The organism is Parabacteroides sp. AM58-2XD (assembly GCF_003463685.1).
Lineage (GTDB): Bacteria > Bacteroidota > Bacteroidia > Bacteroidales > Tannerellaceae > Parabacteroides > Parabacteroides segnis.
This window is the reverse complement of the sequence record NZ_QSDP01000055.1, coordinates 1-18,957: the sequence shown is the minus strand read 5'-3', so window position 1 is coordinate 18,957 and position 18,957 is coordinate 1. Positions and strand designations below refer to the sequence as shown.

Sequence of the window (18,957 nt, the reverse complement as noted above, 5' to 3'; positions counted from 1 at the left end):
CCAGGCTGCGGGCTAGATCCCAAGGGTAATTTTACTTTCCGGCCTTGTTCTTTTGAATAAATGCAGTAGGGATCATTCCGAACTCATTCTTGAAGATACGGGTGAAGTATGACTGGCTCTCGATAATCCCGATCAGGCGGCTGATAAAAGACAAATGAGCAAAAGCTCTCTTATTGCCATATTACCCGTTTATATATATCTTTGCACCCCAAATTAACAAACAGAGAAAGATTCATGAAACGACTGACTGTATTTTGCCTGTCGGCCTTGCTGACAGGAACAACTTTTACCGCTACTTCGCAGAAGACGTTAATTCCTAACAATACGGAAGTATTCAAACTGTCGCTCGAAACTCATGGTTCTTATAACGAAGCGCTTTCCGGCGAAGCCGAACGCGACCGTTTTCTGTTGAATGATTTCAAGGTGGAAGCGACCGGCACCGTCCTCCCCTGGCTTTCTTATGCTTACCGCCAGGTACTCTGTTACCGGAATGAATGGGTACGTGCCAACGGATTCGGTTCTTATATCGAGAATGCGTGGGTGAACTTCCAACTCTCCGAAAAATTCTCCGTCACTGCCGGAAAGCAGGATGCTGCCTGGGGTGGTTTCGAATACGACGAATATCCTTACCGGATTTACGATTACAGTGATATGAATGACTGGATGGACTGCTATTTTACAGGAGTCGCCGTCAGCTATGAACCTACCGGAACACAGGAGATCTGTGTACAGGTGACGAACGGCAACGATAACCGCAGCAAATCTCCTTCTTTCTATAACCTGGGATGGAACAGCAGCTATCTGGATGAGATGTTATCTCTCCGTTATTCCGTTACAGCCGGACAACAAGCTAAAGGAAACTGGATGTGGATGGTATGGGGCGGACAGCAGGTGGAAGCCGGAAAATTCCTAGGATATTTCGATGTGATGTACACCCGTGGTAAGATGGACCGCTGGGGATGCTGGCCGAGCAGTTCGAACCCGAAGACGGAGAGCATGAAGCATCAATAAGCAATACAAGTTATCTATCGCTGGTCGCCCGCTTGAATTATCAGATCCATCCGAAGTGGAACCTGTTCGTAAAAGGGATGTACGAAACAGCATCCGTATACAAGGCTAACGGTCCTTACGAGTCGGGTAAATACCGTACCGCCTGGGGATATCAGGGAGGGGTCGAGTTCTACCCGATGGGAGACGATAACCTGCATCTTTTCATGACAGGTACCGGACGGGCTTACAGCCTGACAGAAAAAGCAAAGGCGTTCAATGTCTTTGCAGAGAACACCGGACGCCTTTCCATAGGGTTTGTTTATAAGATTCCTTTATTTTAAAACTGTAGCAACAACGAATCTCCTGCCTCCATCTCTACTGTCAACATACCGTCGATAACCGGTAAGGAGGCTGGTTTCTGATTCATTTTAATACTCATATTAGAAGATTCAGCAGGCAGTTTGATGCGAAATGTTCCCGGAACAACGGCTTTAAGTCCGGCTTCCGTCATTTTTCCTTCTGCCCATTTAGCTGATACTTCGCCACCACCCTGAACTTTGAGTCCTTTGAAACTACCGGTCTTCCAGGCTGTAGGCAAAGCCGGGAGCAACTCGATATTTCCGGTCTGGCTCTGTACAAGCATTTCGGCAATACCGGCACAACCTCCATAATTGCCATCGATCTGGAACGGCGGATGCGCACAGAACAGATTCGGATAAGAACCGCCTCCATTCACCATATTCGTCGTTTTTTCCACACAGGGACGCAGCAGGTCGACCAACAGTTTATAGGCATGGTCGCCATCATGCAAGCGTGCCCAGAAATTGATCTTCCAGGCCATCGACCAACCGGTACTCTTATCACCGCGTGCTTCGAGTGTCTTACGGGCAGCTTCCGCCAGTTCGGGGGTATGCTCCATAGAGATTTCATTTCCCGGATAAAGTCCATACAGATGGGAAACATGACGATGATGCGGTTCGACTTCTTCATAGGGTTCAAGCCATTCCAGGATACGGCCATCCTTACCGATCGTGGTTGGCATCAGACGGGAACGCTTATCCACCAGTTCCTGACAAAAAGCAGAATCAATTCCGAGGATATTGGCTGCCGCAATCGTATTGGTGAACAGCTCGCGGACAATCTGATTATCCATAGTCGAACCGGCACAGATATGTACAACTTTGCCGTTCGGCATACGGTAAGCATTTTCAGGAGAAGTGGTAGGGGCCGTTACCAAATATTTATTTCGCGGGTCACGAACCAGCATATCCGTAAAGAACAAAGCAGCACCTTTCATCACCGGATAGACCTCTTTCAGATATTCTTTATCCAATGTATATTGATAGTGGGTAAACAGATGTTCGCATAACCAGGCGGCAGACGTATTGGTCGCTCCCCAGGAAGGATGTTCGCCCGGAGCAGTAAATTCCCATACATTACCCAGGATATGTGTCACCCAGCCACGTGCATTATAAAAGACTTTGGCTGTACGTTCTCCACTTTCTACCTGCTGTTTCGTCCACTCGATCATCGGGAGATGCAATTCGGAAAGGTTCGTTACTTCTGCGGGCCAGTGATTCATCTGGAAATTGATATTCAGATGATAATCGCCATTCCAGGGAGTATTGATCGTATTACACCATAATCCCTGAAGATTTGGAGGCAATGAACCGGTACGGGTTGACGAAATCAGCAGATAACGTCCGAACTGGAAGTAGAGGGCCCCCAGCGACGGATCGTTCTGATCCTCCTGGAAAGCATGCAAACGTTCATTGATCGGCATCTCATCCCTTACGGAACGGCCCAGGTCCAGATCGACCCGGTCGAACAGGGAACGATAGGCATTGACATGCTCCTTTCTCAAGGTGGAATAATCTTTTCTTTCCGACTCGGCCAGCAAAGAAAACAGCTGGTCTTCAAATCCTTCGTTCTTATAATTAGTCGCCATACTCACCAGAAGGATGGCTTCGGAGGCATTCTGAACGGTCAAGGAACTGTCACCTGGAACCAGGGAGCCGCCTTTAGGCAGGAGGATCCGTACACGGGCGCCATATTTAACACCTTTCATTTCCAGCGTATCCACGCCGTCCGGCAACTGTCCTTTCATCAGCAAGTCTTTTCCATCGACCGACAAGGCATAATGTTCGGGACGGTTCATCCCCACCGTAAAGTTAAGCGCCTTATCGGCATCTGCCATCAAATGAACTACCCCCAGATCACCGGAGAAAGAGGTAAACGACTCACGGCTGTAATTCACTTTTCCCTTGCGGAAAGAGGTTGAGGCAATAGCATCGTTCAGATTCAGTTCACGACGGTAAGCGGCTACGGAATCGGAACCGTCTACATATACATAATCCAGCACCAGATTTCCCAGCAACTGGTAACTACCATAGGGAACATTGGCACCCTGCCCCTGACCGCTACCAGCTCCTTTACAAACAAAAGTGCGATACATCAGGTCCTGTGCTTCATCATTTTTCCCTTCAAAGAGCAGACGGCGTATATTTGCCAACGACCATACAGCCTGCGGGTTATCCGTATCCTGTTTGCTTCCGGACCACATGGAGATTTCATTCAACAGGATGTTTTCCTTATTGATTCCACCGTCGGGCATCATTCCCAGACGACCGTTTCCCAATGGCAGAGTTTCCTCCCAGATACGGGCAGGTTCATCAAAGTGATAAGCGATCTTATTGGCTGTTTTCACTTCTGCCATATCACAGGAAGCCAGCAATACCAATAAAGCAGCGATAGAAGGACGAATTATTTTCCGTCCTATCTCCTTTAATCGAATCGAGTTCATAGTATTATTAATAAAATTATTACTCAAGCGGTATCAGAAACTTTGCATGTCACACAGTCTCTTATAATAGCCATTCAAATCCAGCAGTTCTTCATGACGGCCACGTTCAACGATCTCGCCTTCATGCATCACACAGATCTCGTCTGCATTACGGATCGTAGAAAGACGGTGGGCAATAACGATCGTAGTACGGTTACGCATCAGGTTTTCCAATGCTTCCTGTACCAGGCGTTCTGATTCCGTATCCAATGCAGAAGTTGCTTCATCGAGGATCAGGATGGACGGGTTTTTCAGGATGGCACGGGCGATGCTGATACGCTGACGCTGTCCACCGGAAAGTTTGCCGCCCCGGTCACCGATACTGGTATTATATCCGTCTTCGCTCGCCATGATAAACTCATGCGCATTTGCGATACGCGCGGCTTCCTTCACCTGTTCCAATGTCGCTCCTTCCACCCCGAAAGAGATATTATTGAAGAAGGTATCATTGAAAAGGATCGCTTCCTGATTCACATTCCCCATCAGGCCACGCAAATCGTAGAGGGAGGCATCGCGGATATCCGTTCCGTCAATAGTAATGCTCCCCTTATCCACATCATAAAAACGGGGCAACAGATCTACCAGCGTACTTTTACCGGAACCGGACTGGCCAACCAATGCGACGGTCTTTCCCTTAGGGATTACCAGGTCTACACCTTTCAACACCCAGTCATGCTGGTATTTAAACCAAATATTGTTATATCGTATTTCCTTATTCAATTCTATCTTCTTAGGATCGGCCGGATCATTGATATTACTTTCAGCTTTCAAGATCTTATCGATACGATCCATAGAGGCCAGCCCTTTCTGGATGGCATAAACAGACTTACTTAAATCTTTCGCCGGATTAATAATACTATAAAAGATAACCAGGTAATAAATAAATGTGGAGGCATCGATCGTGCTATGGTTACTCAGGATAAGCGTACCTCCATACCAAAGAACGATGGCGATAGTAGCCGTTCCCAGAAACTCACTCATCGGGTGCGCCATCTGCTGGCGGCGATAGATACGGATGGTGGTCCGACGGAACCGGTCATTACTGTTCTCGAAACGAGTTTGTATTTTCTTCTCGGCATTGAATGCTTTGATAATGCGCAAGCCGCCTAAAGTCTCTTCGATCTGGCTCATCAAGCCGCCCCATTGCTGCTGGCCTTCCAGCGATTTACGTTTCAGTTTCTTCCCTACCTGTCCCATCACATAGCCCGCCAAAGGCAACAGTACGAGGACAAAGATCGTCAGCTGCCAACTGATAACGATCATACCGATCAGATAGATAATGATCAGGATCGGATTCTTGAACAACATATCCAGGGAACTCATGATGGAGGTCTCTACCTCGTTCACATCGCCGGAGACACGGGCAATGATGTCCCCCTTGCGCTCTTCCGAGAAAAATCCCAGGGGTAGTTCGGTTATTTTCCTGTTGATCTGGTTACGGATATCACGAACAACCCCTGTACGAATAGGGATCATCGTAAAAAAGGCCATGTACATTGTGCCCACTTTCAGAAATGTAGAGATAATAAGGAAAGCACCTAAAACGATCAGAGTGAATGAGCCTCCTTCTTTTTCAATCAGGTCGCTGACAAACCAGAAGAAATTGTTCTTTATCAGTTCGGGAGTACCTTTCCAGCTTTCCCAGGTCCAGGGATCAAACACCCAGGCTTTATAGGAATAAACATCATCATTCAGTTTGAACAATATATTCAATATCGGAATAATCAGGGCAAAAGAGAACAGATTCAGTATGGCAGATAAAATATTGAACACAATGTTCAACACCATATACTTCTTATAAGGAGGCACAAAACGCCGTAATATGCGTATGAAATCTTTCATGTTTATTTAGTTCGATTGGATTTGGCGCGCAAGTTACTCATAAAAAACAGGTGATGCAACGTTTCGACTTATCTTTGCATCAATTAGGTATGGATGTAAATACAATTAAAACCATACGGATATGAACCGAACAAACCATTTCTTCCTGACCTTTACAAATAAAATATTGGCAGGATTATTAAGCCTGTTAGGCTTTTCACTAGCTGCATGCGACAAAATAGGTGCAGACGAATACGGATGTCCCTATGCCGATTATGAAATCAAAGGGAAAGTAGTCGATGACAACGGAAAAGCCATCAACGGCATACAAGTTATTATTCCCGACCCTTTTGGTAATGAAGAATATACGCATCGGGATACGCTGATCACGAACAGGGCCGGAGAGTTCGTCGCACGACCGGTTGTCACCACTTTTGGCACGGATATCACTTTCAAAATCACAACAAAAGATATCGATGGCACCGATAACGGAGGAGCATTTGAAGAAACAATCACGGAAGTCGCTTTCAAAAAAGAAGACTGAAAGAAGGAAGCGGTTCCTGGAACTACGGGAGTGCCCAAAAAGAAGTCACCATTACCATGAAAAGAGATCCTTTGATCTGTGATTAATTAAAAAATCCTGTTTTGGGACTATTGGAATCAGTGCAATATTTAGTTATCTTTGTGTCTACATTATTTACAGCAAGAGAAAATAACAGAACAGATGGATAAACGTCCCGGATTTCGTAAACGCATCGCCCTGGAACTATTCCGCAGTATCCGGAGAAACAGGGCCAAGCTACACGAACTACGCACACTCTTTTGGGAATGTACGCTTCGTTGCAATGCATCCTGCCGTCATTGCGGCAGCGACTGCCATGTATCGGCTGGCATGAAGGATATGCCGGTGGAAGATTTTCTGAAAGTTATAGATGATATTACTCCCCATGTCAACCCTAATAAAGTATTGGTAATTTTTACTGGAGGAGAGGCTTTGGTGCGCAAAGACATCGAAACCTGCGGAATGGAACTTTACCGCCGGGGATATCCCTGGGGAATCGTTTCCAACGGATTGCTGATGACACGCGAACGGCTGGACGCGCTGCTGGCCTCCGGCATGCATTCGGCAACCATTAGTCTCGACGGTTTCGAGGAAGCACACAACTGGTTGCGCCGTCATCCGAAGAGTTTCGAGAATGCGGTCAACGCCATCTGCATGCTGGCGGAAGAGAAAGAGATTGTCTGGGATGTGGTGACTTGCGTAAACCAAAAGAACTTCAAAGACCTGAAACTCTTCAAGGAATTCCTGATGGAGATGGGCGTAAAACGGTGGCGTCTGTTCACCATCTTCCCCGTCGGACGGGCTGCCGAAGAAGCCGACCTGCAACTGACCAACGAACAGTTCACCTGGATGCTCAACTTCATCCGTTACTGCCGGCAGGAAGGAAAGATACACACCAGCTACGGATGCGAAGGGTTCCTCGGGAACTACGAAGCCGAAGTGCGCGACTCCATCTTCCAATGCAATGCCGGAATCAATACGGCTTCGGTGCTGGCAGACGGTTCCATTTCCGGTTGTCCGAGTATCCGTGCCAATTTCCACCAGGGGAATATCTACAAAGATAAATTCATCGACATCTGGAACAACGAATTCAAGCCGTACCGCAACCGCGAATGGACACGCAAAGGGCAATGCGCCGACTGCAAAATGTTCCGTTATTGCGAAGGCAACGGCATGCATCTGTATGACGATAACGGCAATCTATTGTTCTGTCATTATAACCGGATAAAGTAATTGTCTCAAAAGTCTAAATGGCACGCAGATGACACAGATTAGACAGATTAACACAGATATTTATCTTAAAAATAAATTAATTATCTGCGGTTATCTGCCTAATCTCTGTCATCTGCGTGCCATGTTGATTTTTTTTGATCTATCGTAATTGCGTACAATATCCCATCTTTTTCCTATCTTTATCCCCCGAATAAACTTCTAAAAGAATTTATACATGAAAAACTCTCTTATTCTCTGTGCCCTGCTAACGCTAGGCCCGGTTTGTTACGCACAGCAATCGAATATCACCGATTACACCGAACTGACCGATACCAAGCCACACGATAGTGAGGCTGTATGGAATAAAATAACAACGCCTACCCAACTCAGCTGGGCGAGCACGGACGTTCGTTATCCGAAACTCAGTATCCCAACCGTTACAAAGACCTCCCGCTGGCAGACGAAAGCCTGGAAAGGAGAACGCGTAAACGCCCAGGCCGTATTGTGGACTACCAACGACCTGTCGAACGCAACCATCACCGTCAGCGAATTGAAAAACGGTTCATCCGTTATCCCGGCTTCCAACGTCACCACCAATTTCGTGCGTTACGTAATGACCGACGAGTTGAACAAAGAACGCACAGGTGGTTGCGGTGTACGTGAAAACAAGGCGGAATGGGATTCTTCCGTTGTTGCCGACGTGTTGGATATCGTAAAGATGCACGACGTCGCCGCCCGTACGACACAACCTATCTGGATGAATGTATGGGTACCGTCGGATGCACGTCCCGGAAAATATAAAGGAACACTGACCGTTTCAGGCGAAAACTTCCAGCCAATGAAGTTACAGGTGGAGATAGATGTACTGAACCGTACCCTGCCGGAACCGAAAGACTGGAAATTTCATCTGGACTTGTGGCAGAACCCGTACTCCGTGGCCCGTTACTATAATGTGCCTCTCTGGAGCAAAGAACATTTCGATGCCATGCGCCCGATCATGAAGATGTTGGCTAACGCCGGACAGCGTGCCATCACCACCAGCATCATGCACAAACCCTGGGCGGGACAGACCGAAGATCATTTCGACAGCATGGTGTTCCGCATGAAGAAACTCGACGGCAGTTGGGAATATGACTATACCGTTTTCGACAAATGGGTAGATTTCATGATGAACGATATAGGCATCAACGACCTGATCAGCTGCTACACCATGATCCCGTGGGCACTGAGTTTCGACTATTACGACCAGGCAACCAACCGCATCCAGTTCATCGAAGCCAAACCGGGCGATGCAGCTTATGCCGACTACTGGGGTTCTTTCCTGAAAGATTTCTCCCGCCACCTGCGTGCAAAAGGCTGGTTTGAAAAGACAGCGATCTCTATGGACGAACGTCCGTTGGCAGCCATGCAAGAGGCCATCAAGGTGATCAAGCAGGCTGACCCGGAATTTAAGATCACGCTGGCCGGTAACTATCATAAAGAGATACAAGGCGACCTGTATTACCTGAGTATTCCGTACGGCCACAAATTCCCGGAAGATGTGAAAGCCGAACGCGACCGCAAAGGCCAGATCAGCACGGTTTATACCTGTTGTTCGGAAGCATTCCCGAACACCTTCACCTTCTCCAACCCGGCAGAAGCCCCCTGGACAATCCTCCACGCAGTTGCCGGAGGTTACGACGGTTACCTGCGTTGGGCAGTCAACAGCTGGACAAAAGATCCGTTGCGCGACTCCCGCTTCCGCACCTGGGCAGCCGGCGATACATACAGTATCTACCCGGGCCCCCGCAGCAGTATCCGTTTCGAACGCCTGGTAGAAGGTCTCCAGGACGCTGAAAAAATCCGCATCCTCCGCGAAGAACTGAAGGGCAGCAAACTGGATAAGCTGAACAAGGCTGTCGCCATGTTTACCCCGGAAGGATTGGCCGAGACACAGAAGTCGGCAACCGAGATGGTGAATGAGTTGAATAAATTGCTGAATTCATTCTAAAAATATAGAAGGCAGTATCTAAAATCTGATATTGCCTTCTATATTTTATCACCATTATTGATTATAATGCACAAGACGCTTCCCTTTACGGTTTCTTTGACATTCCTTTTCATATTCCTATATAACGAATGCAATTGAAGGGAAAATCACAAAAACCTCTACTAAAGAGAATATTTACAAAGAACATTCTATGAATGTAATAACTATTATAATTTTAAAATTAACCATTCACTAATCAATGTTCCAATATGCTTCGGGTTCTCCTCCCAGTACATCATCAATAAAATCATCGTCACATCCTTCTACATCCTGTGCATACGTACCTCCATATTTTTCATAGGTAGGTTCATTATCAGAATAATCGTAAGTTCTACTAAAATTTATTTGAGGACTAAATTCTTTTCCTTTATATAATTCAGGTATATATGCAGGATACAATGGATAGTCCTTTTTTTTAATCGAACCATCCATAATAGAAAAAGAAGAAACTTTAAGATCATTATCAAGGATAATACTTTCTGCACACTGATCCTTCATTTCTATTCCCTTTCTTGAAACTATATCAAACTCTCCTGTTGCCATATTATAGGCTTGAATCCATTTATCAGGAACTGAACAAACTTCACATGGAGCAAATTTACGAGGACTATATTTCAGAAAGAACCCTAGTGGATAATATAGCAAAATAGATGAAACATCTTTATAACAAATTGTTTGTTTAGGTATCAAATAGATAACTTCAAAAATAGTTCCGGTCTGAACCCTACAATAAAAACCTGTGTGTATAGCATCAGTTTCAAGGTAGTCATTAAAGTCACTTATATATCCACCAGTATTTAACACATCACAAATAAGAGACTTATCTTCGCTATATAAAGCCTCAATAATTTCATCGAAAGTCATAGTAATATAGTTTTATCCTCCCTGTCCCCGCCGTTCGGTGTTAACAAAAAAAGAAGCATGGGAACCATCGGCTATCACTGTTCTGAGGCTCTGGACTGCCCACCAATCAATAATAGATCAATGATCCCACGCTTTATGCAGGTATATAGTTCACCCGTCACCAGGTAAGTTTATATAACAAACATAAGCGCAGAGGTCATTTATCCATTATCTTGATTGGTTGAAATTGTCCAGATTTCAGAACAAGATAATATCGAAACGCTTCTACGTTATTTTTTCAATACGTCGCAAAGATCGCACATTTAGATTATTAAACAAAATATCCGAGATCTTTTTCTCTCGGATATTTATATTGTTACATTTCTATCAAACCTTCTATAGCTTGTATAAAATCAACAGCTTGCGGATAAAGTTCCTTTGCCTTTTCCTCCGTCATCATAATAAAATCGTCATAACGCAACTCCTTCTCTCATTACATTTTCAGAAAAAGGCGTCGTCAGCTTTTCCCATATCTTTTTACTGAATACACGGGGACTGATGATTACTCCCGTCTCAAACTCTATGTCATAAAGCGGATAAGCGATCTCCTGTTCCTCTTTCAGAGAGATATCTTCTTTGTCAAGCAAGATAAGCAGATCAATATCGCTGTCAGGACGGGCATCGCCACGGGCTTCGCTTCCGTACAGAATCGCCTGTGCGCCGGGAGCAACACGACGGATAACTTCCCGTATACGGTTTACTATTTCAGGACGTCTCATAAGATACTCCTTTCTTCTTTAATTTCTATTTTCGCAAAGGTAACTATAAATCTCAAAATCACAAGAAAGAGGGTTGTTTCGTCAAGATAAAGACAAAAGAAGGCCCCCTAACAAGTGAAAGTAACCTTTCGAGGCCTCGGGAAGAGTTTTTTAATGGTGAAAGTGGCTTTCCGAGACCTCGAGAGGTCTTTTTCACCATTCAAAGTTCACACCCGAGGCCTTGAGAGGTCACTTTAAACGTTGAAAACCGCCTTCCGAGGTCTCGATAAGTCATTTTCAACGTTTGACAGACATTTCCGAGGCCTCGAGGATTTTTTTCTGAAAATAATGTGGTAAATATTTCCTCCGTCCAGACATATTATCTACATTAGCGCATATTTAATTCTAAAAAATCAATCCATGGGAACTTTTACTAAAATCAAGACACTCCCGTTGACCAATCTCAACAATGCCGAATATCTGGCCTTCCTCAACTCCGTGCTGGACCTCGTCCCCGCTCCGACCGGCGGTGGCGACCGTCCCGAAATCGAGTCGCTCAATGCCGACGTGCAGGCGGCAAACGAATCGCCCAGCATCGGATTGTCGGCACAGTTTATACAGACTTTTGAAAACGACATCATGCTCCTGGCCGACACGGTCGACGAAAGCCGCATTGCACAGGAAACGGAGCAGGCTGCCGTTCACGAAGCCAACCGCGATAAGCTGATCATCTACATCACCACCCGCATCTCGCGTGCCGGCGGCTTGCCGCTCGAAGCCGAACGTGATGCCGGAAAGTTTCTCTATAAGGTAATCAAACCGTACATCGGCATCGCCCGCCTGCCGGTAGCACAGGAAACAGCCAAAATACAAGGCTTGCTGATTGACTTGCGGAAGGACGAAAACGCGATCTACGTCACCACCCTCGGACTGGAAGCCTACCTGGCCGAACTCGAAAAGGAAAACAATGCCTACATCGCACTCACCTCGGCGAGAACACAGAGCCGCGCTGCCAATAAAAAGGACAACAGCGCAACAATACGTCAACGTCTCGACAGCCAGTACGACGACCTGGTTACGTTGGCACAATCCTTCAGCATAGCCGTACCATCCGAAGAGGCTACGACATTTGTCAGCAATCTGAACCAGCTGATCTCAGAAACCGTCACCGCTTTCAACCAACGAAAGAAAGGTGCCGGCTCGGCAGGTGAAGGCGGAGGCGGAGACGGAAGTAGCGATCGCCCAGAAATCGAATAGGTTGATCGGAGAAAAAACGAAAAAGGGAGGTGATTACTTCCCTTTTTTCATTTGATCCCCCAAATAGAGGGGCTATCATATCCGAAAAAAACTCCTGGCAGGAAAGATTAACTAATTCTCCAATTAGTGGTTGGAGAATTAATCAAAATACTCATATTGTTCCGCAAAAGCAGCTTCTATATCTTCTTTGAGTCTCGGATTATTGACCTTCTCAACTTTGTTTAGCATCAGATAAGCACTTTTCAAGCAGTTCTCCTGATGGATAAAATATTTTTCAGAAAAATAGGTTGCCATTATTCTTTTATAAAAACGAAATCGTTTTGTATTATCAGTGTCCTCTTCTACCATATTTGAACCAATAAATCCGAAAGAGGCGTGGTCATCTTTTTGATATATTTCAAGCATAATATTTATACAGGTCATAACAATGCGCCTGGGTTCGTAGGTATTAGTTAATACACTATACTTGTTCTCACAGTTCCTCATACTTTTAAGGTGAAATTTTAGAGCATATACATGATAATCATAGCATTCAACCCAAACCCAATACTACTGATTGGATTTGGTCGATTTAAACGTATATAATATCTTTGATTTTAAATGCCCAGCTTCTTCATTAAAATTTTGGACAAACCGGTGAGGGTAAAAAACGCCATTTCAGATTAAATAAGGATACAGGTCTATTCGTCTTTTTTTCAGTTCTTCTGATGAAACTTGTACGAAAATAGCAGTATCCTTCTTCGGATCATTTTTAACGTCCGAAACAACAGTTGTAGACTTTTCCTTACAACTAATTGCGGCTTTTGTTTTTCTAATTAAGTTTCCCATATCTATTACTCTAACGACAATATAACAAAATCTGTTGATGATTTTGTTGATTAACATGTTGATTATTACATGTAATGGGTCAAAGATACATATCTTTTATATCAAAGACACGTTCAAGTGAATATTTTTACAACAGATTTCATTTTTTTAGCGGCAGAACAAATAAAACGTGATAAAATTTAACAAAAGAACCCGATGACGCTGATTTTATAAAAGCGTCATCGGGTTTATAATATGAATTATCAAAATTTTTATTTCTCGCGAATAAATACATTAATCGATGTCCCTGTGAAATCCCAGTTCTCCCGGATCTTATTTTCCAGAAAACGTTTGTAAGGATCTTTGATCCACTGCGGCAGGTTGGCAAAGAAAACGAAGGAAGGAACAGAGCCTGCGGGCAGCTGGGTGATGTATTTGATCTTGATATACTTTCCTTTCCATGCGGGAGGCGGATAGTTCTCGATGATCGGCAACATGATCTCGTTCAGCTTGGCTGTCGGGATGCGTTTCTTACGGTTGTCGTATACTTCTTTGGCTGTTTCGAGCACTTTCAGGATACGCTGCTTGGTCAATGCCGAAATGAACAGGATAGGGAAATCTGTAAACGGCGCCAAACGTTCGCGGATCGCATTCGTATAGCTGTCGATCACCTTCTGGCCTTTATCTTCTACCAAATCCCATTTGTTCACACAAACGACCAGCCCCTTCTTATTCTTCTGCACCAAAGAGAAAATATTCAAATCCTGGCTTTCGATACCGCGGGTAGCATCTACCATCAGCACACAAACATCGGAATTCTCAATCGCACGAATCGAACGGATCACCGAATAATATTCCAGGTCTTCGTTCACCTTTCCCTTCTTACGGATACCGGCTGTATCCACCAGATAGAAATTCAGGCCGAATTTATTGTATTTGGTATAGATAGAATCGCGGGTAGTCCCGGCAATATCCGTTACGATATGACGGTCTTCACCGATAAACGCATTGATCAAAGACGATTTTCCGGCATTCGGGCGACCGATAACGGCAATACGGGGCAACTCTTCTTCCAATTCTTCATTTTTTTCTTCCGGAAGGATCTCGATGATCTTATCCAGCAAGTCGCCGGAATTGGAACCGTTGATAGCTGAAACGCAGAAAGGATCGCCCAAACCGAACGCATAGAACTCTGCGGCCTCGGCATGCATCTCAAAGTTATCCGCTTTGTTTGCCACCACGATAACCGGCTTTTTATTACGGCGCAGTATCTTGGCCACTTCGATGTCCAGGTCCGTGATACCGTTCAATACATCCACCACAAACAAGATCACGTCTGCTTCATCCAAAGCGACCTGTACCTGCTTATTTATCTCTTCTTCGAAAACATCATCCGAATTAATTACCCATCCGCCGGTGTCGACCAGCGAAAACTCTTTACCGGTCCAGTCCACTTTACCGTACTGACGGTCGCGGGTAGTCCCTGCTTCCTCGTTCACGATGGCCTGACGCGATTGGGTCAGACGGTTGAACAGGGTGGACTTTCCTACGTTGGGCCTACCAACAATTGCTACAATATTTCCCATAAATTTCTTTTCTGTGCGCTGTTTTTAATCCAGCTGATAACCAAAATTCTTCAACAGGTTATCCCGGTTACGCCAGTCTTTTTCAACCTTGACGAACATTTCCAGGAACACCTTCTTCTCAAAGAAGCGTTCAATATCCTTACGGGCCATCGCTCCTACCTTCTTCAGTGCCTGTCCCTTATGCCCGATGATAATCCCTTTCTGGGAATCCCGTTCCACAATAATGAGCGCCTTGATGTGAATCATTTCTTCTTCTTCCTTAAACAGCTCTACAACGACTTCCACTGCATACGGTATCTCCTTCTGATAATACAGGAGTATCTTCTCGCGAATAATCTCCGTAACGAAGAAGCGGGCCGGCTTATCGGTAAGCGCGTCTTTTTCAAAATAAGGGGGAGACTCGGGCATCAAATCCTCCACCCTATGTTTCACATAATCAATATTAAAGTTCGAAAGCGCGGAGATCGGAATGATCTCGGCCTTCGGAAGAACCTCTTTCCAATGGGCTACCATCTTTTCCAGTTCGGCCTGATTGCTGGTATCGATCTTGTTGATCAGCAGCAGGACCGGACATTCCACCGATTGGACCCGTTGGAGGAATTCTTCATTTTTATCGATTGTCTCAACGACATCGGTCACATAGAGTAACACGTCGGCATCACCTAAAGCCGACTCCGAAAAATTCAGCATAGACTCCTGCAACTTGTAATTCGGATGCAGGACTCCCGGCGTGTCTGAATACACGATCTGCATATCGTCGGTATTCACAATCCCCATGATACGATGACGGGTAGTCTGCGCTTTCGACGTGATGATGGAGATACGTTCCCCCACCAGACGGTTCATCAGCGTGGACTTCCCCACATTAGGATTACCGACAATATTAACAAAGCCGGACTTATGCTTGTTTTCCATTATAACCCCATTTAAGATAAATTGCACCCCAGGTAAAGCCTGCACCGAATGCTGCCAGAATCAGGTTGTCCCCCTTCTTCAGCCTGTCTTCCCACTCCCAAAGGCAGATAGGAATAGTACCGGCACTAGTATTACCATATTTCTGGATATTGATCATTACCTTCTCCATATCCACACCCAGACGTTTAGCCGTCGCATCGATAATACGCAGATTTGCCTGGTGAGGCACGATCCATGTAATATCGTCGTGGGTCAGTTTATTTCGTTCCGCTATTTCGGCAGCCACATCGGCCATATACGAAACAGCATACTTAAAGACATATTTGCCATCCTGCAAAACAAAATGTTCCCGTTTATCCACGGTCTCATGACTGGAAGGATAAGCCGAGCCACCTGACTTCATAATCAGATGAGAATAGCCAACACCGTCAGTACGTAGAATCGTGTCGAGAACGCCGACTTCTTCCGTAGTCGGTTCCAGTAAAACCGCACCGCAGGCATCCCCGAACAAAGGACAGGTAGAACGATCCTGATAATCGGTAATCGAGGTCATCTTATCACCGGCAACAACAATCACTTTCTTATAGCGTCCCGAACGAATATAATTCGCACCTGTTTCCAACCCATATAAGAATCCGGCACAAGCTCCCTGCAAATCGAAAGTCATTGCATTCTTACAGCCGGTATGATAGGCGATGATTGAAGACATGGTTGGAAAGTGATGGTCTGCCGTTGTAGTAGCTGACAGAATCACTTCGATCTCTTCCGGATTTACTTGTGTTTTTTCGAGTAACTGCTTCACAGCACGTATACCCATGTAAGAGGTACCAACCCCTTCCCCTTTCAAAATTCTGCGTTCTTTGATGCCAACACGTGTCATGATCCATTCGTCAGTCGTATCGACCAATTTGGAGATGTCCTCATTTGTCAACACGTCTTCCGGAACGTATCCGCCTACACCTGTTATAACCGCATTTAATTTATCCATACTTAAAAAAATAAAGAGACTCTATATCCCAATTAAAAATTAGCCCTAAAAATATTTTAGGGCTATTTCTTTCGTTTATCAGACTCAATATGATCGTGACAAACTTACACAGCTGCTTCTTTTACGATAGCTAACTTACCTCTGTAGTAGCCGCATTCGCCGCATACAGTGTGATAAATATGCCATGCGCCGCAGTTCGGGCAAATAGCCATTGTTGGAGCGACAGCCTTGTCATGAGTTCTTCTCTTGGCTGTTCTTGTCTTACCTTGTCTTCTTTTAGGATGTGCCATGTTTTAATTTATTTAATTGTTATCATTCTCTATTAAACCTTTCAGGGCATCCCAGCGAGGATCAGAATTACCGCTTACGTCATCATCCATGGATATATCTTCCACTTCGTCTTCTTCGTAATCATCATCTCCGTCATCTGTACTTTTAGCAGTGTGCTTCTTCAGCTTCGTCGACATCGCTTTATTACATTTTCCCGGAGCATGTACATGCTTCATCGGTACAGCCAATGCAATAAACTCATAAAGGAACCATGCCAAATTAATCGCACCTTCCTCTTCTGGTATTACTACTACCTCGTCGCTCTCTTCGGCATATTCTTTACCGAATTTCACTACCAAGCGATTATGTGTATCAACCGGAATCTCCATATCGTCCAGACATCTGTCGCACGGAACGATTGCTACACCTTCCATCTGAAAGTTCATTTCAAAAGCCACTGACGTACGCTTCACTGTCAGGTGAACCTTGACTTTGCCCTTCTGGACTTCGTCTCCGTCAATGTCCACAAAAAACTTGTTCTCCAGTAAATACTCGAATTCGTGCACACCTGGAGCGAGATTTTTCAAATCTACGTTATATAATTTAAACTTTCCCAAAGCCTTTTAGTGTAAAAACCTTGCAAAGGTACGAAAAAACTAAACACAAATGCAATACCTATGCAGTTATTTTTTATTATTGAACTATTTAGCCTCTATATTTACGAAGCTCTATACGAAATGTCGTGCCTTTTCCGACCTCCGAGTTCTTTACGAATATCTTGCCGCCATGGTAGGACTCTATGATACGTTTGACCAGAGATAACCCGAGTCCCCATCCGCGCTTCTTAGTCGTATAGCCGGGATTGAAGACAGTCTTATATTTTGATTTGGGAATCCCCTTTCCCGAATCCGTAATATCTATCCGCACAGTCTTGTCACGCTCTTCCACCTGAAACGTTATTTCGCCCTGGCCTTCCATAGCATCCACAGCATTTTTTGTCAGGTTTTCAATAACCCAGGCAAACAGTGAATCATTCATTAAAACCAATACGGGATTATCCGGAAGATGAGTATATATCTTCACCTTGGCAGAAATACGTGTTTCCATATAATTTAAGGCCGTACGAATCGAATTGCTGATATTTACCGGTGTCGGATCGGGATTTGATCCAATCTTCGAGAAACGTTCTGCAATCATCTCCAAACGCTTCACATCTTTTTCCATTTCACCCAGGAGAGACGGATCGATTTCTTTTGTACGAAGATATTCCACCCAGGCGATCAAGGAAGAGATAGGAGTTCCTAGCTGATGGGCTGTCTCCTTCGATAATCCGACCCATACTTTATTCTGTTCTGCCTTCTTCGTACTGGCAAGAGCCAGGAAGGCGATCAGGATAAATATGAAAACAACTGTCAACTGGGCATAAGGATAGATAAGCAGCCTTTTCAGGATAATAGAATCGTCGTAGTATAAATACTGGAAGGTTCCATCCTGCATGTCGATCAGTATAGGAGGGTTCTTGCTCTTTAATTCCCGTACTTTATTTTTCAGAAACAAGTCTGAATCCTTTTCCGGAAGGTCGATATTCTTCTCTGCAATTACACTGTCCTTCTCATTACACCATAAAACAGGTATCGTGGTGTTACTTTCCAGAATCTTTAGAATAAGAGCCATATTTGAACCGTTGGTTTCGGTAGCAATCATACGTTGCGCTTCCGCCCAAATCTCGACCTTCTGGCGTTCTTCCTGTGCTAAACTCTTTACAAGCTTATCAGAGACAAACACTGAAACGATCGCAATCAATGTGGCTATTAAAATGAAAAGATATTTCAGCCGTTGCCGGGAATCATATATACTGCTCATAATCTAAAATTCATACTCAATGTATATTAGAACGGAAAATAAGATACATTATTATAAGAGAGATGTTAAATCAGGAAGAATAAAAACGAAAAGAAGCTATAAATACAAAAAGGAACCAACCTTACGATTGATTCCTTTCATTTGTTTGGAGTCTGTGACTCTAAAACGGCGGCTATCTACTCTCCCACTTTTACGCAGTACCATCGACGTGGTT

General features: G+C 44.8%; 15 protein-coding genes and 1 pseudogene. 5 read left to right on the top strand and 11 right to left on the bottom strand.

The genetic code is table 11. The features are described 5' to 3' along the window. Positions 1-234: 234 nt before the first annotated feature. A pseudogene (locus DXA15_RS14350) lies at positions 235-1,331 on the top strand (porin). On the opposite strand, the gene DXA15_RS14345 reads toward DXA15_RS14350, so the two are convergent. Together DXA15_RS14345 and DXA15_RS14340 are read right to left on the bottom strand one after the other, a co-directional pair. Continuing rightward, a complete protein-coding gene (locus tag DXA15_RS14345; RefSeq protein ID WP_128134456.1) occupies positions 1,328-3,793 on the bottom strand; it encodes a glycoside hydrolase N-terminal domain-containing protein in 2,466 nt (821 codons plus the stop codon). The pseudogene DXA15_RS14350 and the gene DXA15_RS14345 overlap by 4 nt on opposite strands. A gap of 33 nt (positions 3,794-3,826) precedes the next feature. Then, positions 3,827-5,674 (bottom strand): ABC transporter ATP-binding protein, encoded by a 1,848-nt coding sequence (locus DXA15_RS14340; RefSeq protein ID WP_128134455.1) that lies wholly within the window; start codon positions 5,672-5,674, stop codon positions 3,827-3,829. Between the two features lie 121 nt (positions 5,675-5,795). On the opposite strand from DXA15_RS14340, the gene DXA15_RS14335 reads away from it, so the two are divergent. The 3 genes from DXA15_RS14335 to DXA15_RS14325 all read left to right on the top strand — a co-directional run bounded on the left by DXA15_RS14335 (position 5,796) and on the right by DXA15_RS14325 (position 9,417). Then, positions 5,796-6,197 carry a radical SAM-associated putative lipoprotein gene (locus DXA15_RS14335; protein WP_233567282.1) on the top strand — a complete coding sequence of 134 codons (402 nt, stop codon included), beginning with the start codon at positions 5,796-5,798 and terminating at the stop codon, positions 6,195-6,197. A 180-nt stretch (positions 6,198-6,377) separates the two neighbouring features. Beyond that, a complete protein-coding gene (locus DXA15_RS14330) occupies positions 6,378-7,448 on the top strand; it encodes a TIGR04133 family radical SAM/SPASM protein (protein ID WP_128134454.1) in 1,071 nt (356 codons plus the stop codon). A gap of 214 nt (positions 7,449-7,662) precedes the next feature. Next, a complete protein-coding gene (locus DXA15_RS14325; protein WP_128134453.1) occupies positions 7,663-9,417 on the top strand; it encodes a DUF4091 domain-containing protein in 1,755 nt (584 codons plus the stop codon). A 231-nt stretch (positions 9,418-9,648) separates the two neighbouring features. On the opposite strand, the gene DXA15_RS14320 is transcribed toward DXA15_RS14325, so the two are convergent. Beyond that, positions 9,649-10,320 carry a hypothetical protein gene (locus DXA15_RS14320; protein ID WP_128134452.1) on the bottom strand — a complete coding sequence of 224 codons (672 nt, stop codon included), beginning with the start codon at positions 10,318-10,320 and terminating at the stop codon, positions 9,649-9,651. Between the two features lie 449 nt (positions 10,321-10,769). Further along, positions 10,770-11,078, bottom strand: coding sequence for a nucleotidyltransferase domain-containing protein (locus DXA15_RS14315; RefSeq protein WP_128134451.1), 309 nt, complete (start codon positions 11,076-11,078; stop codon positions 10,770-10,772). 399 nt (positions 11,079-11,477) lie between these two features. Here DXA15_RS14315 and DXA15_RS14310 point away from each other — a divergent pair, with 399 nt between their 5' ends. Further along, positions 11,478-12,314 (top strand): DUF6261 family protein, encoded by an 837-nt coding sequence (locus tag DXA15_RS14310; protein ID WP_128134450.1) that lies wholly within the window; start codon positions 11,478-11,480, stop codon positions 12,312-12,314. Between the two features lie 138 nt (positions 12,315-12,452). Here the strand turns inward: DXA15_RS14310 and DXA15_RS26580 are convergent, their stop codons facing one another. The 7 genes from DXA15_RS26580 to DXA15_RS14275 all read right to left on the bottom strand — a co-directional run bounded on the left by DXA15_RS26580 (position 12,453) and on the right by DXA15_RS14275 (position 18,743). Further along, positions 12,453-12,719 (bottom strand): hypothetical protein, encoded by a 267-nt coding sequence (locus tag DXA15_RS26580; protein ID WP_233567281.1) that lies wholly within the window; start codon positions 12,717-12,719, stop codon positions 12,453-12,455. Between the two features lie 674 nt (positions 12,720-13,393). Continuing rightward, a complete protein-coding gene (gene der / locus DXA15_RS14300; RefSeq protein WP_128134449.1) occupies positions 13,394-14,707 on the bottom strand; it encodes a ribosome biogenesis GTPase Der in 1,314 nt (437 codons plus the stop codon). Between the two features lie 24 nt (positions 14,708-14,731). Continuing rightward, positions 14,732-15,622 (bottom strand): GTPase Era, encoded by an 891-nt coding sequence (era, locus tag DXA15_RS14295; protein ID WP_009859679.1) that lies wholly within the window; start codon positions 15,620-15,622, stop codon positions 14,732-14,734. Further along, positions 15,606-16,610 carry a beta-ketoacyl-ACP synthase III gene (locus tag DXA15_RS14290; RefSeq protein WP_122328827.1) on the bottom strand — a complete coding sequence of 335 codons (1,005 nt, stop codon included), beginning with the start codon at positions 16,608-16,610 and terminating at the stop codon, positions 15,606-15,608. Before DXA15_RS14290 ends, era begins: the two co-directional genes overlap by 17 nt. A 104-nt stretch (positions 16,611-16,714) precedes the next feature. Further along, complete coding sequence (rpmF, locus tag DXA15_RS14285; protein ID WP_009859681.1) at positions 16,715-16,900, bottom strand: 50S ribosomal protein L32; 186 nt, start codon at positions 16,898-16,900, stop codon at positions 16,715-16,717. Between the two features lie 12 nt (positions 16,901-16,912). Beyond that, positions 16,913-17,497 carry a DUF177 domain-containing protein gene (locus DXA15_RS14280; protein WP_128134448.1) on the bottom strand — a complete coding sequence of 195 codons (585 nt, stop codon included), beginning with the start codon at positions 17,495-17,497 and terminating at the stop codon, positions 16,913-16,915. 88 nt (positions 17,498-17,585) lie between these two features. Beyond that, positions 17,586-18,743, bottom strand: a complete 1,158-nt coding sequence (locus DXA15_RS14275; RefSeq protein WP_010800623.1) for a HAMP domain-containing sensor histidine kinase — start codon at positions 18,741-18,743, stop codon at positions 17,586-17,588. Between the last annotated feature and the right edge of the window lie 214 nt (positions 18,744-18,957).

What these genes read in the sequence shown, in the direction of transcription:
- DXA15_RS14345 (WP_128134456.1), bottom strand. Translation starts at nt 3,793, where the DNA reads ATGAACTCGATTCGATTAAAGGAGATAGGACGGAAAATAATTCGTCCT.
- DXA15_RS14340 (WP_128134455.1), bottom strand. Translation starts at nt 5,674, where the DNA reads ATGAAAGATTTCATACGCATATTACGGCGTTTTGTGCCTCCTTATAAG.
- DXA15_RS14335 (WP_233567282.1), top strand. Translation starts at nt 5,796, where the DNA reads ATGAACCGAACAAACCATTTCTTCCTGACCTTTACAAATAAAATATTG.
- DXA15_RS14330 (WP_128134454.1), top strand. Translation starts at nt 6,378, where the DNA reads ATGGATAAACGTCCCGGATTTCGTAAACGCATCGCCCTGGAACTATTC.
- DXA15_RS14325 (WP_128134453.1), top strand. Translation starts at nt 7,663, where the DNA reads ATGAAAAACTCTCTTATTCTCTGTGCCCTGCTAACGCTAGGCCCGGTT.
- DXA15_RS14320 (WP_128134452.1), bottom strand. Translation starts at nt 10,320, where the DNA reads ATGACTTTCGATGAAATTATTGAGGCTTTATATAGCGAAGATAAGTCT.
- DXA15_RS14315 (WP_128134451.1), bottom strand. Translation starts at nt 11,078, where the DNA reads ATGAGACGTCCTGAAATAGTAAACCGTATACGGGAAGTTATCCGTCGT.
- DXA15_RS14310 (WP_128134450.1), top strand. Translation starts at nt 11,478, where the DNA reads ATGGGAACTTTTACTAAAATCAAGACACTCCCGTTGACCAATCTCAAC.
- DXA15_RS26580 (WP_233567281.1), bottom strand. Translation starts at nt 12,719, where the DNA reads ATGCTTGAAATATATCAAAAAGATGACCACGCCTCTTTCGGATTTATT.
- der (WP_128134449.1), bottom strand. Translation starts at nt 14,707, where the DNA reads ATGGGAAATATTGTAGCAATTGTTGGTAGGCCCAACGTAGGAAAGTCC.
- era (WP_009859679.1), bottom strand. Translation starts at nt 15,622, where the DNA reads ATGGAAAACAAGCATAAGTCCGGCTTTGTTAATATTGTCGGTAATCCT.
- DXA15_RS14290 (WP_122328827.1), bottom strand. Translation starts at nt 16,610, where the DNA reads ATGGATAAATTAAATGCGGTTATAACAGGTGTAGGCGGATACGTTCCG.
- rpmF (WP_009859681.1), bottom strand. Translation starts at nt 16,900, where the DNA reads ATGGCACATCCTAAAAGAAGACAAGGTAAGACAAGAACAGCCAAGAGA.
- DXA15_RS14275 (WP_010800623.1), bottom strand. Translation starts at nt 18,743, where the DNA reads ATGAGCAGTATATATGATTCCCGGCAACGGCTGAAATATCTTTTCATT.